The sequence below is a fragment of the Porphyromonas pogonae genome, from assembly GCF_036320655.1.
Classification (GTDB): Bacteria; Bacteroidota; Bacteroidia; order Bacteroidales; family Porphyromonadaceae; genus Porphyromonas; species Porphyromonas pogonae.
In genome coordinates this window covers 1,921,630-1,939,142 of record NZ_CP143258.1, presented here as the reverse complement: position 1 = coordinate 1,939,142, position 17,513 = coordinate 1,921,630, and the positions used below count along the sequence as shown (strand labels likewise).

Here is a 17,513-nt window from a genome sequence, read left to right as displayed (position 1 = left end):
GTAATTCTTATATAATTTTAGAATGAAAGATTGACACCCATTGAAAGATCCTTAGTATTGGGATATGATCCACGAGATGAAGGTACTTCCGGATCAAAATCTTTCATACGTTTGTCTCCTCTTATTGTAAACAAGTTAGTTCCTGAGAGGTAAACTCTGAGCCTATTGAGATAGATTTTCTTACTGAGGTGTTGAGGTAGAGTATAACCTAACGTAAGATTCTTAATTCGGAAATAGTCTGCATTGAATAGCCAAAAAGAAGAGAATCGTTCGTTGTGTTTGTCATCTGTTGTGGGTAGAATTCTGGGATAATCAGCAGATGGATTGGGATTTTCTTTTGTCCACCGACTTTTGTGAAACTCTTTGGCGCTGGCACCGTTGAAGAAGGCATATGCTTCTTCGCCATGCAAATGCACTTTGACATCTTTTACTCCTTGTCCCTGAACAGAAAAGTCGAATCCTTTGTATTGAGCGCTCATACTGAGCCCGTAGTTGAAATAAGGGACATCATTACCTATAATAGTACGATCTTCAGCCGAAAACTTCTGATCTCCATTAACATCTACATATTTAATATCTCCAGGTTTTGTCTGCTTATCTTGCAAAATATGATTTTTTAAGTCATTATCATCTTTGAACAATCCATTCGCTTTATAACCGAAGAATGAACCGATGGCTTCGCCTTCTCTAAAGATGAAGTCACCGTTGATCTGGTCATTCAGGCCATTGAGCGAGACAATTTTATTCCATACTTTACTTAGATTTCCGCCTACTTCATAACTTAGATCACCAACGTTGCCACGATAAGTGATGTTCAATTCAATACCTTTATTATTCACTTTTCCTGCGTTTATTGAAGCCCATTCAAGATTTTTTGAATCTTCATCCAATCCCAATTCATATGGTTTGGGCATAGAGAGCAAGATGTCGCGTGTGTTTTTATTATAAATATCCAATTGGATATCCAATCCTCTGAAAAGTGTTGCATCAATACCAAAGTTGAACATCGATACAGTTTCCCATTTCAGTTTATCATTGGGTTCTTTAGATGGCCACGCTCCGTCTTGTTTGGCTCCGTTTGATATATAATTTGCTCCGATAGCCAAGCCATCCATGAAGTCATAATATCCTACGTTGTCTACATTTCCTAGTTCACCCCATGAGACTCTGAATTTCAGATTATTCACCCAGGTGATATCTTTCATAAATCCTTCTTCACTTATTCTCCATGCTCCCGAAAAAGAGGGGAATATACCCAGGCGGGAAGATTTGGCAAATTGTGAAGATCTGTCAAATCTCACATTCGATTCGAACAGGTACTTGCTGTTATAACTGTAATTGAACCTCATAAATTGAGAGAGAAAAGCTCTTTCCAGTTTGTAGCCTTCATTAGACAGATTTTCTGCTTTTGCCGACCCTGCATTCAGGTCAGAGAGATTATTCGTGGGGAAGTCTTTGCGTCCGGCTTTGAGTCTGTTATTCTCATAACTTTCATATTGCATACCCATCATCAATGAGATGTCATGCTTACCCCAAGCCTTTGTATAGGTTCCGTATATTTGGGACATCAGCGTGTGGCTATTATCCCATTGCTTTTTCATTTCATTAGGGTCTTGTTGTGTGCCTGCTATAGGTTCTTTAGATATAAAACCTATTACAGCCGGCACTCTATTGGTAAAAGTCGTTTTACTTTCGTCATACTTACGATAAGAAAAAATCCCCTTTATTTCAAGCCCATCAATGGGTTTGAGTGTAGCGGTAAGAGCTGCATTGAGTCTATTGGCTACAGAGTTGGAATATCCGTACTCCTCCAATTTCCTCAAAGGATTGTTTTCCGCATACACCTTACTTTCTGTTCCTGCTGTTACTGATCCCCACGACCCATCACTATGCTTCGCTACAGATAGCGGAGACATTCTGTTAAGGTCTGTAGTGTAGAAAGTACCTTTTTCGTCAATTTTATCTGAGACATAAGAAATGTTGGTTCCTAAAGTAAGAAAAGACGTAAAATCTCTTTCTGTATTTGCCCTGAAAGAATACCTGTCAAGAGCCTTGTGGGGGATAAGGGACTGTTGCTCATAGAAAGTTCCACTCACAAAATAGCGAGTCTTTCCTCCTCCTGAAATGCTAATGTTGTGCTCTGTCATGGGGGCATAATCTCTATACAGAAGTTTATACCAATCATTATCAGGGTATAAATCAGGAGAGTTATGCGCTTTGATTTTATTCAAAGTTTCATTGTCGTATTCAGGTTTCTTTCCTGCGTTTACGTTTGCCTCATTTTTGAGCATTGCGAAGTCCTCTGAATTAACCTTTTTGGGTAGAATTGTAGGGGTTTGCCATGCCATATAGCCATTGTAGCTTATAGTGGCTTTGCCCTCTTCACCCTGCTTTGTGGTCACCAAGAATACACCATACGCTGCACGTGATCCGTAAATGGATGATGCTGCAGCATCTCTAAGGATACTGATGGTTTTGATGTCACCCGGGTATATTCTTTGGAACTCTCCTGCCGATACCGGTACGCCGTCTACTACATAGAGTGGGGCAGCCGATCCCAAGTTGCCTCTACCGCGCACATTTACTGAGCCCATGTCATTGCCAACATCGCCGGGACGAGATGTGACAGTAACACCGGGCACAGCCCCCTGTAACGAATTGGTAAGAGAGGTAGAAGGCTTACTGATAAGATTCTCAGCCTTCACAGTTGCTACAGAGCCGGTCAGGTTTACTTTTTTTTGTTTACCAAATCCTACCACAACCACCTCATCCAAGGATGTAACGTCTTCTTTGAGCGTAATGGTGAGTGTGTTCTGACTCCCAACTTTTATTTTCTGAGACACATATCCTATAGAAGAGACTTCTAGGATGTCATTATTAGTTACATTATTCAGAGTGAATTGACCGTCAATATTGGTCTGTGCTCCATTGGTAGAATTAGACACTTTTATCGAAGCCCCTATAATAGCTTCACCTTTTGCATCCTTCACAACGCCTGTTATACTCCTTTTAGCTGATTGCTGCTCATGGTTGACCATAGGCGATCCTAAACTTGTAGGTATTGCCACCGATTGCGTTACTGAGCCAATCATCAAAGACAAAGCTGCAAGGTATGGTCTTATGTTTTTTGATAGATAGTAATTTTGTTTCATTGATGAGTCATGTGTTAAGATTCAAATGATAGTTTAACATAATAAGAGGAAGATGAATAGTCTTATGAGGAATCCATGATAATGTGAATTAATTAATAGCGTCATGCAAATATATCAATATTATTAAACTTAAGGGGTGGTCTTGCTATTTTTTTAAGATATATAAGCTGCAATTATAGTGTTATTATTAAATAGAATGTGACGTATGATATAACTTAGATATGTTTGAATTTGTATTTATATGCAATTTTATTTTCATCCTTCTAATTTTTATTCAGTAATAATCTTAATACAAATCCCGGAACTTCTTAAAATTGATCTTTTTATATTTTGTGAGGTTTATGTGCATTTTTACAATTGTTTACATATTGACTTGACAAGGGGGCAGTCAAAGAAGTATATTTGCACAAATAACCCTTTTACCTATTTTTTATTCATTAATATATATTTTGATCATGATATTACATACCCTACAAATATGCAAAACTCTCATTACTATGGCAGAAGCTGTGCGATCCGGCAATAGTGTCAGTGTATGCAAGTACTGGTTTGATATAGGATTCTTACAAAAAAATAATTTTCAAATCAATCTGAACAATGCAACACTATCTTATTCATCATGTTCGGACAGATTACGAATTTGTTCATTTTTCAAATAGCATAGCTTTGCAATAAATAATATTAATCTCATCTATGTAGAATTATAGAGCATCTAAAGCATTCAGGCTATTCTTTTTTTTCAATATATTTGTGATGATGGTTCAAAAGCAATTCTTGTTTTTGAGCCTTTTTTTATATTTCTATCTATCTAATTTGTTGGCTCTTGTAGTTAAAATGCCAATCTGTTTTAGTTAAAACACGAAAACACTTTAGTTAAGATACATCAGTATTACAGTTAAAGCATTTCAGTGTTTTAACTAAAATAGAGAAACACTTTAGTTGTAGTATATATGACAATTGTAAAGAAATATTCAGATGAAGGTTATAAATCAAATTTGATATACAACTTACCCAAATCATGATAAATATTAATTATCAAGTCTTATTTTTGTATATCTATATGATAAATAAGGATATAAATGTATTGACTTTAAAAGATAGAATATCACTATGGTGTTAAATAGTGTTGTAATTGCCGTTTTGAGTTATAAAATGTTAATCTCTGCTGTTGTTAACCTTATAATATCTGTCAGCATGCAACCAATCAATGCGAAGTAGTATCGCCGATCGGGTAGGCATACTGTCAGTCAGCCCTTTAAGCTCAATTATATTAAATAGAGCTATTGTTAGTCAAAAAATCAGTAAGGTTTATACTGCAATTTTTTTATTAAAAGACCTGTATAATGATGAATTTTTGTATCTTCAATCCGAGAGTTGGCTTACACCTGATCAGTGCTTATTTTTTTATAAATCAGATGTTGATGACAGTGTTTTTAATCACTAACTTTACACTCGAAAACTAATCGAATTAATCTTCAGAATGTCTGACAAAATATATCACGTTCCCGTAATGCTGGGTGAGTGCATTGATGCAATGAAAATAAAATCTGATGGATGTTATGTGGATGTAACATTCGGAGGTGGAGGACATTCCCGCGCTATCTTGAGCCACTTGGGCGATCAAGGGCGTTTGTATTCTTTCGATCAAGACCCTGATGCAGTTCATAATATTACTCCTGATCCTTCTTTTACTTTTATTGCTTCTAATTTCAGATATCTGGAGAGATTCATGGACTATTATGGAGAAGATGGCAAAGTGGATGCCATATTGGCGGATTTGGGCGTCTCATCTCATCATTTTGATGAGGAAGACAGGGGGTTCAGTTTTCGAAGTGATGCCCCGTTATTGGATATGCGTATGAATATCCGATCAGGCAAATCGGCAAGGGATATACTCAATGAATACGATGAAGAGCATATCGCAGACATGTTGTACAAATACGGGGAGCTCAAACAAAGTCGCCGATTGGCCAAACGCATCATCACAGCACGCTCTGCTAAGGAGCTCAAAACTGTAGGGGATCTTCTTGCCGCAATAAAGCCTGAGATCAATCCGAGAGAAGAAAAAAAGCAGTTGGCTTGCGTTTTTCAGGCCATACGTATAGAGGTCAATGATGAACTGAAAGCTCTTGAAGATATGCTGGAGGCTTCTTTGAAGGTACTGCGCCCGGGCGGACGCTTAGTGGTAATGACCTATCATTCATTAGAAGATCGCATTGTCAAAAACTTTATCAAAGACAGCAGACCTGAAGATAATAGTGCCATGGCTCAGATATATGGCAAGTCTGATAATTCATGGATAGCCGTAACACGTAAACCTATAGTGGCATCTCCTCAAGAAGTTCAGGATAACCCCAGAGCTCGAAGTGCCAAACTGAGGGTGGCGGAGCTAAGAATGAAACTCTGAAAAAATATTTGTAACATAATCAGAATATGAATATCCCGGAATCACATAACTCACCTGATAAATTGTCTGAGGATCTTATACGAAGAGCTCTGAAGGATGCAGAGGCTTTGGAGCGTGATCGTGACTGGAGTGACGACGCTGATTATTCTGACACGCAAGAGGAGCATTTGCAGGCGGATATTACGTCTATTGATGTATCTGATGATAGTCATATTATGCCTGATGATTATAGTAATATTCAGGGTGACTATGACGAAATAGCAATGGATGAGATAAGTGAGGAGGTAGCTGAAGAATATATAGATGATATTGAGTCTGATATTTCTGATGAGGAAGATGAGTACTATACGGACGAATCAGAAGATTACATCCCTGAAGATGCGACAATGCCCAATGATAATGAGCTCCTGGGAGATAGTGACAATCAAGAGCAACAAGCCCAAGAACGTAAATCGAAAAAAGGACCTTCCTTGTGGTCTTTTTTGGGCGAAGGGGTATCCAATGCAAAGTGGTTACAACGCAATGTGAGACTCATTATGTTCATCTGTATTCTGTTTGGGATTAATATCTATCGAAGGTATTCCATTATTGACAAAATAGAAGAAGTGGACAAGTTGGAGCATGAGTTGAAAGATATACAATACCGCTCACTGTTTAAATCATCAGAGGTTACGGCAAGTGGTCAGAAACTTAATATTGAGAAAGAAGTAAGAGATGCCGGCCTGAACCTGCAACCGTCAGCCACGCCTCCTTACATCATATATAGATCCCCTGCGGATAAAGAATTAAAGAAATAAGTCTATGCCGGACATAAATAATACACCACCCCAAGAAAACCGGTCACAGGGCCTAAACTCCTTAGCAAGGTACAGGATTATTTCTGTGCTTTTATTGTTTCTGCTTTTATTTATCTTTGGTAAGATACTCAATATCATGATTGTTGAGGGAGATAGATGGCGCGCCAAAGCGGAAACAATACATCGTCCCGAATTGGTACAGGTCAATCCTATTCGTGGCAATATATATGCCCGTGACGGAAGAGTGGTGGCAGTTACAGCTCCTTATTATAGGTTGTATTTCGACTTCCAGGCACAAGCGTTTAATTCTGTAAGTCGCGACAGTATGAACACATTGCTGGATACCTTGGCATATCATATAAGTAAAAAGTTTTCCACACCCGAAAGAGCTTTTAAAGCTTCTGATCTCACAAAGAAATGGCGTGAAGGGATCAAACGTAAAAGTCGATACTGGCCTGTGTATCCGTATGATATTTCTTACCTGCAACTTCAGGAATTATATCAACTTCCTCCTCTATGCCGTATGCCCAACAAAAAAGGGCGTCTTTGCGTAGGGCCTATTCCTCGTTCTATTATCAAAGAAGAAAAGTCAAGTCGTATGGATCCTTTTGGTTCTTTGGCTTCACGTACTATCGGTGAGGTTTATGGTGAAAAGCAAAGTGGACTGTCACACGGGCGTAATGGTTTGGAACTAAGTTATGATAACATGCTCAAGGGGAAAACAGGGCAGGCTATACGCATATACTCTGCAGGAAAATATAACCTGAATACCATAGTGCAACCTGAAAAAGGATATGATGTATATACAACGCTTGATATGGACAGGCAGAGTATTGTGGAGACAAGTTTGAAGGACAAACTGATCGATGCTGATGCCCAGAGTGGTACAGCCATATTGATGGATGTGGCCACAGGCGAAGTAATTGCTATAACTAACCTCCAACGTATATCTACTGGTAAATATGCCGAAACACTCAACTATGGCGTAGCGGATATGTCTGAGCCAGGCTCGACTTTCAAAGTAGCATCGATTATAGTTGCTTTAGATGATGGAGTATGTGCTCCTGATGATATTGTAGATGTAGGCAACGGTCTTTGGAAACTATCGGGGAGAGTGGTGAGAGACCACAATGCACACAGAGGTGGCTATGGAAAAATTACGGTGTCACAAGCCATACAATACTCCAGTAACGTAGGTGTAGCCAAAATCATTGTAGGTCATTACTCGGACAATCCGGACAGATATGTAGAGAAGATCAGGAAATTGGGCTTTGGCTATGATCTCAAATTGGAGATTCCCGGTGCAGGGCGTGCCCGTGTGCGCAAAAGAGCAGACAACAAAGACGGGTGGTATGGTACTACTTTGGGATGGATGAGTTATGGATACGAAACCCAAGTACCACCTATATATATGTTGGCTTTTTATAATGCCATAGCTAATGACGGAAAGTTTGTCAGACCTTATTTCGTTACAAAAGTGATGAACAAGGGAGAGATAGTAAAAGAAAATAAACCTACAGTCCTCAATGACAGTATATGCAAACCATCGACATTGAGAGAGGTAAGAGAGATGCTGAGAGATGTAGTCACCAAAGGTACCGGAAAGCCTGCCGATTCCCCTATAGTATCTATAAGTGGAAAGACAGGTACTGCTCAGCTATCCCAGGGAAAAAGCGGATATAAAGGAGCCGGAGGAGTAATGCACCAGGTTTCTTTCTGTGGTTATTTCCCGAGCGAGCATCCTAAATATTCATGTATCGTAGTGATACGTAATCCCAAAGTGGGATATCCTGGCGGAGGATCGATGGCAGGCCCCGTGGTGAGAACAATAGCTGAGAAATTGTACTCTATGGAGGCGCCAATCCCTATAGATCAGATGGGAAGAGATTCACTCGGTCGCCGTATAAATATGGTCGAGAAACTCAATATCAGTTCCGGTTATAAGCCTGATATTGCAGGTATGGCAGCTTCACATAAATTACCTGTGAAGCAAGACTCTAAGTTGCATGGTAATTGGGTTGTGGTAAGACCTACGGACAGAGGAGCGGTAATGTGTTCTATGCCTGTTTATCCTAAGGGAATAATGCCGAATGTGATCAATATGGCTCCTGCGGATGCTGCATATTTATTACAGAAAAAAGGCCTGAAACCGATCTTTAAAGGATATGGTCCTGTAGCTGCTCAGTCCATATCTGCCGGTACAAGATTTAATCCGGGTGATAAAGTGATAATTTATTTGAAAAACGATTCAACAATAGAATAAGATGATACTAAAAGACTTGCTTATTGATCTGAAAGTGACTTTACATGGTGATGAGTCTATAGATATACAGTCTGTTACGGATGATTCGCGCGAAGTAAAACCCGGAGCACTCTTTGTCGCTGTAAAGGGTGTTCATGTCGATGGGCATAAATATATAGACAAAGCTATTGAAAATGGTGCAGTAGCCATTATAGCGGAAGAAGGAAATGAGTATGAGGTAGTGGGGGCATATGATGACAGCATTGTATTGGCATATGTACAGTCATCTCATGAAGCTCTCGGGGTACTGGCTTCTGCTTGGTATGGGCATCCATCAACCAGATTGAAATTGGTGGGTATAACGGGTACTAACGGTAAAACAACTACTGCTACGTTGCTATACAAACTTATGATGTCTATGGGATATCCGTCAGGTTTGTTGAGCACTGTACGTAATTATATCAACAATACGCCTGTAGAGGCTACTCATACGACTCCTGATCCTCTATCTTTGAATAGATTGATTGCCGAGATGGTAACCTCCGGCTGTGAATACGCCTTTATGGAAGTAAGCTCACATGCTGCTGAGCAGAAGCGCATTGCCGGGCTGAAATTTGCTGGAGGCGTATTTACCAATCTCACAAGGGATCATTTGGACTATCACCTCACTGTTCAAAATTATCTTAACGCCAAGAAGTCATTTTTTGACAACTTACCTTTGGGGGCATTTGCATTGACCAATCAGGATGATAAAAACGGATTGGTAATGCTACAAAACACCAAAGCAACAAAATATTCATATGCATTGAAGAGTATGTCTGATTTCAAGGCTACAATTATAGAACGTCACCTCGATAGCACTGAGTTGGAAATTGATGGAGAAGATGTCACGGTAAGGATGGTGGGTGATTTCAATGCATACAATATTCTCGCTGTCTATGGCACTGCTCGGTTACTGGGGAGGCCAAAGAATGAGACCTTGACACATCTCTCCAAGCTCACTTCTGTGGATGGGCGTTTCCAAACCATGATTTCAGAAAAGAAAGGATACATGGCTATAGTTGATTATGCTCATACGCCGGATGCTTTAGTGAATGTGTTGGAAACCATAAGGCCTCTGATCAAAGGTGACGGTATCATATTTACAGTAGTTGGATGCGGAGGCGATAGAGACCGTGGTAAAAGACCTATTATGGCTCATGAAGCTTGTCGTTTATCCGACCGCCTGATCATAACTTCCGATAATCCCCGTACGGAGGAGCCCCAAGCCATTATAGAAGAGATGAAGAGTGGGCTCAATGATGACGAAGTAGCAAGGACATTGTGCATAGAAAACAGACGGGAAGCGATACGCACGGCCTGTATGATGGCTAAGCAGAATGATATTATCCTCATAGCCGGCAAAGGACATGAGACTTATCAGGATATTCAAGGAGTAAAACATCATTTCGATGACAGAGAAGTCGTTGCTGAAGTTTTTGCCATAGAGTAGTAATAATATTAATATCTAAATACAGATCAAACAGTAAAAGTAATCGGTCATGCTGTATTATCTATTCGATTTATTTCATGCTTGGGGTATTCCCGGAGCACGATTGTTGCACTATGTTTCTTTCCGTGTAGGCATAGCGGTTATTCTGGCATTGCTTATATCCACGGTTTACGGAGCGAGAATAATCAAGAAATTACAAAAACTTCAGATTGGCGAGACCATTCGTGATTTGGGGCTTGAAGGTCAATTGTCCAAAAAAGGAACGCCTACGATGGGTGGTATCATTATCATACTGGCTATACTGGTTCCTACATTGCTTTTTGCACGGCTGGATAATATATATATCATATTGATGATTTTGACCACAGTGCTCTTAGGTGCATTGGGATTTTTAGATGACTATATTAAGGTCTATCGCAAAAATAAAGCGGGTCTCAAGGGCAAGTATAAAATTATCGGCCAGGTAGGATTAGGATTTATTGTCGGCTTTACTCTTTATATTAGCCCGGCAGTAGTGATCAAAGAGAATAGTGAAATCATAAAAGAAGGCAATGAGCGCATCGTCAAATTCGAGACTGTAGATGTAAAATCAACCAAGACCACTATTCCCTTCTTAAAAAATAATAATCTTGATTATGCTAAGATATTCCCTTTCAAAGGTGATGCTGCTACAGTGGCAGGGTGGACTCTCTTTGTTCTCATGACTATATTCATCGTTACTATGATCTCCAATTGTGTCAACCTTACAGATGGTATTGATGGACTTGCCAGTGGGTCTTCTGCTATTGTAGGCATAGTATTGGCTATATTTGCTTACGTATCTTCGCATATCGAGATGGCTGCGTACCTCAACATCATGTTTATCCCCGGAGCCGAGGAGCTTACTATATTTGCAGCCTCTTTTGTGGGTGCTACTCTGGGCTTTTTGTGGTACAACTCTTTCCCTGCACAAGTGTTTATGGGAGATACAGGCAGCCTTACATTGGGGGGAATTATAGGTGTATTTGCCATTATCATTCGTAAGGAGCTATTGTTGCCCATTTTATGCGGAGTATTTATAGTAGAAGGGATATCAGTATTACTTCAAGTGGGATATTTCAAATACAGTAAGAAGAAAACGGGTGAAGGACGCCGTATATTCAAGATGGCTCCTTTGCATCACCATTATCAGAAGGTTGGTGGGGCACAGTGTGACTCATTGATCTCCAGACCCAACCAACCGCTTCCTGAAACTAAGATCACTGTACGCTTTCTTTTGGTCGGGATCATTTTGGCTGCTCTTACTGTAGTAACTTTAAAAATGCGATAGTACACATGGATTCAAATAAGATATATGACATCGTAGTATTGGGTGCCGGCGAAAGTGGGGTAGGTGCAGCCTTACTGTGTCATGCAAAGGGTTTGAGTGTGTTTATTTCGGATATGGGATGTATTGCAGACAAATACAAGTCCGAATTGGACAAATATGCTATCCCTTATGAAGAAAATCACCATAGTGAAAATATTATTCTCAATGCCAAAGAAGTAGTCAAAAGTCCCGGTATCCCTGAAAAAGCTCCGATTATCCAGTCTCTCTTGGAACTACAAATTCCTATAATTTCTGAGATAGAATTGGCAGGCAGATATACGGATGCTTTCATGATATGTATCACCGGTAGCAACGGCAAAACGACTACAACCATGTGGACATATCATTTACTCAAAAAACAAGGGCTCGATGTAGGACTTGCAGGTAATGTCGGTTTTAGTCTTGCACGTCAGGTGGCTTATGATCCTCATAGGTATTATGTGATTGAGTTGAGTAGCTTTCAGCTTGATAATATGTACGATTTTCACGCTAATATAGCAGTACTTCTTAATATAACTCCTGATCACCTCGATAGGTATCACTATCAATTCGACCTGTATGCTCAAGCCAAAATGCGTATAATTCAGAATCAGACTGACAATGATAGCTTCATTTATTGGGCTGAAGATCCTTTTATTGCACGATGGATAAAGGAGCATGAGATGCCTATGCATCTATTTCCATTCAGTACGCAAAGCGATGAGTCTGTAGCAGCTTGCACTCAATGTGGGGGTAAAGTACTCTCTATTATGGATAATGTGAACAATGAAGATTTCGTGATTGATATACGGGAGTTAGCTCTCAAAGGACCTCATAATCTTCAGAATGCAATGGCAGTAGCTCTTATAGGCCAATCTGTGGGAGTGGATGAGTCTGTATTACGCAGTGCCTTGAAAGATTTTGTGAATGTACCTCACCGTCTCGAACCCATTGCCACAATCAATCAAGTTGAGTATATCAATGACTCCAAAGCTACAAACATCAACTCTACCCAATATGCATTGCAAAGCATGACAAAGCCTACCATATTGATTTTGGGAGGTACAGACAAAGGTAATGACTATGGTGACATCGAAGCCTTAGTCCTCGAGCATGCAAAGGCTTTGATATTTATGTGCAAGGATAACGCTAAATTGCATCGAGCATTCGATAATAAAGTCGATAATATTTATGATGCTTCCTCTATGCGAGAGGCGGTGGATGTAGCTCATCATATAGCACAACCGGGTGATACTGTATTGCTGTCTCCGGCATGTGCTAGTTTTGATTTGTTCAAGAATTATGAAGATCGCGGAGATCAATTCCGCGAATGTGTCAACGCTTTAAAGTAATCAAAAATGAAAGGCAATATACTCAAGGGGGATAAAGTTCTTTGGATTATCTATATCTCTCTTATTATTATATCTTTTTTGGAAGTATTTAGTGCGTCCAGTACTTTGGCATATCAGGCTAAGGGTGGTTTTATGAGGCCGATTATGGGGCATACTATTATTATTATAGCTTCCTTGGCGTGTGTTTTTGTTATATCACGTCTCAAAAAGACTTTTTTTCGGAGTATTTTGCTGGCATTATATCCATTAGCTTTATTTTTGGTGATTCTAACCCTTTTCAAGGGTTCAAGCGTCAATAGTGCTACCCGCTGGATCAGCTTAGGGCCTATATCCATTCAGCCGTCTGAGGTTTTCAAGTTGGCTTTGGTCATTACAGGTGCTACATTATTGGGTGGGCGTATCAAGACAGGCTCCGGCGGGCGCAACTTTATTACTTACTGGATAGCTTGCTTTATCCCCATCGCTGTTATTACCATGGAAAATCTTTCTACAGGTATTTTTCTTACACTCTTCGTTCTTATCTTTTCATGGATTGCCAGAGCTCCGCGCAAACCATTTCTCAAACTCATTGGTGTATTTGCAGGATTGGGCTTTTTGGGTACTGTACTGCTGTTGTCATTGAGTTCGGAGCAGTTGGCAGCACTACATCACCGTGCACCCACATGGAAAAGCAGAGTGGAGACGATGTTGGGCTTGGAGAACAAACATGTAAAGCTCACTCCCGAACAGAAAGACTCTGTCAAATTTGCTATTGATAATGATAATTTCCAGGCTCAGCATGCCAAGATCGCTATTGCAAACAGTAAAGTTGTTGGTGTGGGGCCCGGACAGAGCTTGGAACGTGATATCCTCCCGCAGGCTTATTCGGATTTTATTTATGCCATTATCATTGAGGAGACCGGCATATTAGGGATGCTCCTGGTGCCTGCTTTGTATTTTTGGTTGCTATTCCGTTCCTCGCAAATAGCGACTCGTACAGAAAACAAGTATTTCAAATATATTCTTTGGGGCTTTGGGCTCATGTACCCTTTGCAAGCCATGGTCAATTTCTCTGTGGTTGCAAACCTATTTCTTACAGGACAAACACTTCCGCTAATCAGTCGAGGCGGAACATCATTTCTCATGACCAGTATAGCTTTTGGCATCATGATAGGTGTATCCCGCATTATTGATGATGAACGTGAAGCTAAAGAATTAAATATTGTAAAGGACAACCAGTATGTTGAAGAAAGTAATAATTAGTGGAGGAGGTACAGGTGGACATATCTTCCCGGCTATCTCTATTGCCGATGCTATAAGAAAACGCAATCCACAAGCTGAAATTCTTTTTGTAGGGGCTGAAGGGCGTATGGAAATGGAGCGAGTGCCTCAGGCTGGCTATGAGATCAAGGGATTGCCTATTATGGGGCTCAATCGCAAAAATATTTTCAAAAACTTTAAGGTCATCAAGCATTATCTGCTAAGTCTTACATTTGCGCGGGATATAATCCGCGAATTCAAGCCGGATATTGTTATCGGAGTAGGTGGCTACGCTAGTGCTCCTACTCTCAAAGGAGCACAAAGCTTGGGTATTCCCACACTGCTTCAAGAACAGAATAGCTATGCAGGTGTCACTAATAAAATGCTTGCACGCCGGGCGGATAAGATTTGTGTGGCGTATCCCGATATGGAGAAGTTCTTCAAAGAAGATAAAATTGTTCTTACAGGTAACCCTATCAGACCGCAGATAGAATTTCTCAATGTAAACAGAAAAGATGCACTTATATTCTTTGGCTTATCGCCTAATACCGGCAAGGTTGTTCTCGTAGTAGGGGGGAGTTTGGGTGCCCGTACTATCAATGAGAGTATAGCCGATCATTTGGCTGAATGGGCCGATAGTGGGGTAGCTCTCATCTGGCAGACCGGTAAATCTTATATGCACACAGCTCAAGAGTTGCTAGCAGGCTATAAGGGGCAAGTTTGGTGCAATGATTTTATTAGCCGCATGGATTATGCCTATTCATTAGCTGACCTCGTTATATCACGTGCCGGAGCGTGTTCTATCTCAGAACTATGCCTTTTGGGAAAGGCTTCTATCCTTGTGCCTTCACCCAATGTGGCAGAAGATCATCAAACCAAGAACGCTCTGGCACTTTCTTCGCGTCAAGCTACCATTATGATTTCAGACAAAGAAGCTCCCTCGAAGCTTTCAGCAGAAGCTCTCAAAACTGTACAGGATGATGCTTTGCTTGCCCAGTTACAGACTGAAGTGTCCAAACTTGCTTATCGTGAAGCTGCCGAGCGTATTGTGGATGAAGCAGAGAAGATACTTGAAGTGAAAGCCAATCCTCCCCAAAAGAACGCGTGATCATTCTTTTTAAGTAATGCTTTATGCTCAATATTATTATTGTATATAATATGATTGTTTATAGGCTTTTATGCCAAAATGCTGTTTGTGTGCTGAAAGAGGAGAGACAAAATAATTGAATCTACGTGTAAAATAATCCCTGTAATATTTGGTAGTTTCGTGTTAAATGGCTTCCTTTGCAATCGCAAACAAACAACAAAGGGTTCCTTGGCCGAGTGGCTAGGCACCGGTCTGCAAAACCGTTTACGGCGGTTCGAATCCGCCAGGAACCTCAAAGGAACCTCTGAAGTAGCTTATAAGGCCTTCAGAGGTTTTATTTTTGACGGTGCACAAGAGTTTTGACTGGCAAGGTGCAATGTTGAAAAAACTATCATACACGGACAACTGACCTATCATACACGGGCGACTGACTTATCGTATACGGACAATCGATTTATCGTACACGGGCAACAGACTTATCATAATAGAATTTTATATCCTCGACTTCAAGCAATTTATCTCTGGATTATAAGGGTAAAGAGATGAAAAATGAAGTTATATATCCTTCAAGTATTGATTTTAAGGACAAGATAGAGGGCCTAATTGATCATGTATAAAAATTTCAGGAGGCATATATAAAAGAGCCTTAAGTGCGGTAAGCATAGGTTAGACATCTTTCTACACAGCCGGGTCAAACTACATCTTATTAGCAAAACGATTAAGGAAGGGGATTGTCAACTATAAAATGAACATCCATGGCTCCCTTATGCTGAGCAATCCTTAACTCACCAAGGACGACTAAGTATTTTGCAGTCACAATAAAAAGGGCTTTGTGGATAAAGTATTAAATATCTCTTGGTAAAATAATTATATGTTCTTAAATTTGATCGATTTTAACCAATAAATATTTTATGAAATACACAAATTTAGTTGGTGCATTGTTGATTATATTTATTACCTCAAGATGCACCTCAGATGTAGATCGTTATAACACACATCCGGGATCAAATTCGTCGCCTAAAACTCAAAAAGTTATTACGCTGAAGATCCATAAACCAGGCATTACACTGCGGGGTATGCAAGCAGATCCGATGACATTGGTAAAAGAGTACACTCTTTATTTCTACGACCAATCCGGAAATTTTTGCTATCAAAAGTCGTTCAAAGCTACTTCCGGTAAAAATATCTATGATATAGATTTGGATTTGAAAAATGGGAAATATAAGCTTCTTGTAGTAGGGAATTCTTCCGAGCATGTAAAGGCTCATGCCTTGAGCCATATTGACAGTCTCTCTATAGATTATCCCTGCTCAATATATAAAACAATCAGCTTTGAGGATAACAATACAAAAAAGAGTAAAGTAGCAAGTATGCTCAATAAAGATGGGTTGATTGACATAACAATTGATAGTGAGAAGAGTAATATTCCTGTTGAGGTTTCATTAGAGCCCAATATCTGTCGCGTAATCGTCACTGGTAACCCGTTGGTTGAAAATGGTACCATTGAGACACATCCTTTTTGGTTCGCCATAAACAGTATGGCTAAAGGCTCAAGACTGATAAAAGGCAAACAGATGATATCCAAAGAGGCATCACAAGTGATCTATCCGGAAACTTCGCTTTATACCGGATCGCTTTCGGCAGATAAGAGTGCCTTGATGGAAAAAATCTCTTGTTATAGTGGCGATAATGACAAAGTCTTATGGTTGGTTGTCAAAGAGGCTCAAGATCCTCTTATATATAATGAAATAGGAGTATATGTAAAAGAAACAACTATAGATAAATCTGCATACCTAAAAGGATTGTGCCCTCATGTAATAATAAGAGTAAAATATCTCCCTAATAGTTTAAATTTTGTTAGTCAGGAAAAGAGCTGGGTGTGTTTCAATGATCAATATTATACATTGGCGGATTTTAGATCAGTGATGTCGAATAAATCAAATCAAAGTATTGCATTACAAAGAGCAATAGAAAAGCTATCAGAAAGCAATAAACTCTTTACCAAGAGCTTTGACGTGGGAGGAATACAATATTATCACCAAGGTATCAACTATTACATTGTATATATCGAACATTACAGAAATGACGATACCGGAAATGTGATCCTGGGAACAGTACGAAATCATGAATATCAGATACAAATAGAACGGATCACGAAAAGGGGATTACCTGAATTTCCTAATTTTAGTATGAAAGAGATGGCTTTGGAGCCGATACAATCAAAAGGAGTGAAAACTGGAATTTCCCTATCTGAGAGTAAAATAATAAAACAGAAAGTATCGTTGTAAATTTTACATATTGTCACACAGTCGTTTTTTAATATGAGATATTACAACAAAAACAGCTTATAAGGTTGTTTATTTCGTCGGCTATACATATATTTGTAATGTTATTACTGAATATATATCACTTAAACGA

At 39.7% G+C, this 17,513-nt stretch carries 10 protein-coding genes and 1 tRNA gene; 10 read left to right on the top strand and 1 reads right to left on the bottom strand.

Annotated elements, in window-relative coordinates; all coding sequences use genetic code 11:
- Positions 1 to 17 precede the first annotated feature (17 nt).
- A complete protein-coding gene (locus VYJ22_RS07685; protein ID WP_329903345.1) occupies positions 18 to 3,152 on the bottom strand; it encodes a SusC/RagA family TonB-linked outer membrane protein in 3,135 nt (1,044 codons plus the stop codon).
- Positions 3,153 to 4,632: 1,480 nt separating this feature from the next.
- On the opposite strand from VYJ22_RS07685, the gene rsmH reads away from it, so the two are divergent.
- The 10 genes from rsmH to VYJ22_RS07635 all read left to right on the top strand — a co-directional run bounded on the left by rsmH (position 4,633) and on the right by VYJ22_RS07635 (position 17,383).
- On the top strand, positions 4,633 to 5,559 hold the full coding sequence (rsmH, locus tag VYJ22_RS07680; RefSeq protein WP_329903343.1) for a 16S rRNA (cytosine(1402)-N(4))-methyltransferase RsmH: 927 nt from the start codon (positions 4,633 to 4,635) through the stop codon (positions 5,557 to 5,559).
- 26 nt (positions 5,560 to 5,585) lie between these two features.
- On the top strand, positions 5,586 to 6,356 hold the full coding sequence (locus VYJ22_RS07675; RefSeq protein WP_329903342.1) for an FtsL-like putative cell division protein: 771 nt from the start codon (positions 5,586 to 5,588) through the stop codon (positions 6,354 to 6,356).
- Positions 6,357 to 6,441: 85 nt separating this feature from the next.
- Positions 6,442 to 8,619: a penicillin-binding protein gene (locus VYJ22_RS07670; RefSeq protein ID WP_329903341.1), complete on the top strand. Its 2,178-nt coding sequence runs from the start codon at positions 6,442 to 6,444 to the stop codon at positions 8,617 to 8,619.
- A gap of 1 nt (position 8,620) precedes the next feature.
- Positions 8,621 to 10,090, top strand: a complete 1,470-nt coding sequence (locus tag VYJ22_RS07665) for a UDP-N-acetylmuramoyl-L-alanyl-D-glutamate--2,6-diaminopimelate ligase (RefSeq protein WP_329903340.1) — start codon at positions 8,621 to 8,623, stop codon at positions 10,088 to 10,090.
- 49 nt (positions 10,091 to 10,139) lie between these two features.
- Complete coding sequence (gene mraY, locus VYJ22_RS07660) at positions 10,140 to 11,399, top strand: phospho-N-acetylmuramoyl-pentapeptide-transferase (protein WP_329903339.1); 1,260 nt, start codon at positions 10,140 to 10,142, stop codon at positions 11,397 to 11,399.
- Positions 11,400 to 11,404: 5 nt separating this feature from the next.
- Complete coding sequence (murD, locus tag VYJ22_RS07655) at positions 11,405 to 12,769, top strand: UDP-N-acetylmuramoyl-L-alanine--D-glutamate ligase (protein WP_329903338.1); 1,365 nt, start codon at positions 11,405 to 11,407, stop codon at positions 12,767 to 12,769.
- 6 nt (positions 12,770 to 12,775) lie between these two features.
- Positions 12,776 to 14,011 carry an FtsW/RodA/SpoVE family cell cycle protein gene (locus tag VYJ22_RS07650; protein WP_329903337.1) on the top strand — a complete coding sequence of 412 codons (1,236 nt, stop codon included), beginning with the start codon at positions 12,776 to 12,778 and terminating at the stop codon, positions 14,009 to 14,011.
- A complete protein-coding gene (murG, locus tag VYJ22_RS07645) occupies positions 13,989 to 15,116 on the top strand; it encodes an undecaprenyldiphospho-muramoylpentapeptide beta-N-acetylglucosaminyltransferase (RefSeq protein WP_329903335.1) in 1,128 nt (375 codons plus the stop codon). The genes VYJ22_RS07650 and murG overlap by 23 nt, the downstream gene beginning before the upstream one ends.
- Before the next feature lie 201 nt (positions 15,117 to 15,317).
- A tRNA-Cys gene (locus VYJ22_RS07640) sits at positions 15,318 to 15,388 on the top strand.
- Between the two features lie 618 nt (positions 15,389 to 16,006).
- Positions 16,007 to 17,383 (top strand): FimB/Mfa2 family fimbrial subunit, encoded by a 1,377-nt coding sequence (locus tag VYJ22_RS07635; protein WP_329903334.1) that lies wholly within the window; start codon positions 16,007 to 16,009, stop codon positions 17,381 to 17,383.
- Positions 17,384 to 17,513 lie beyond the last annotated feature (130 nt).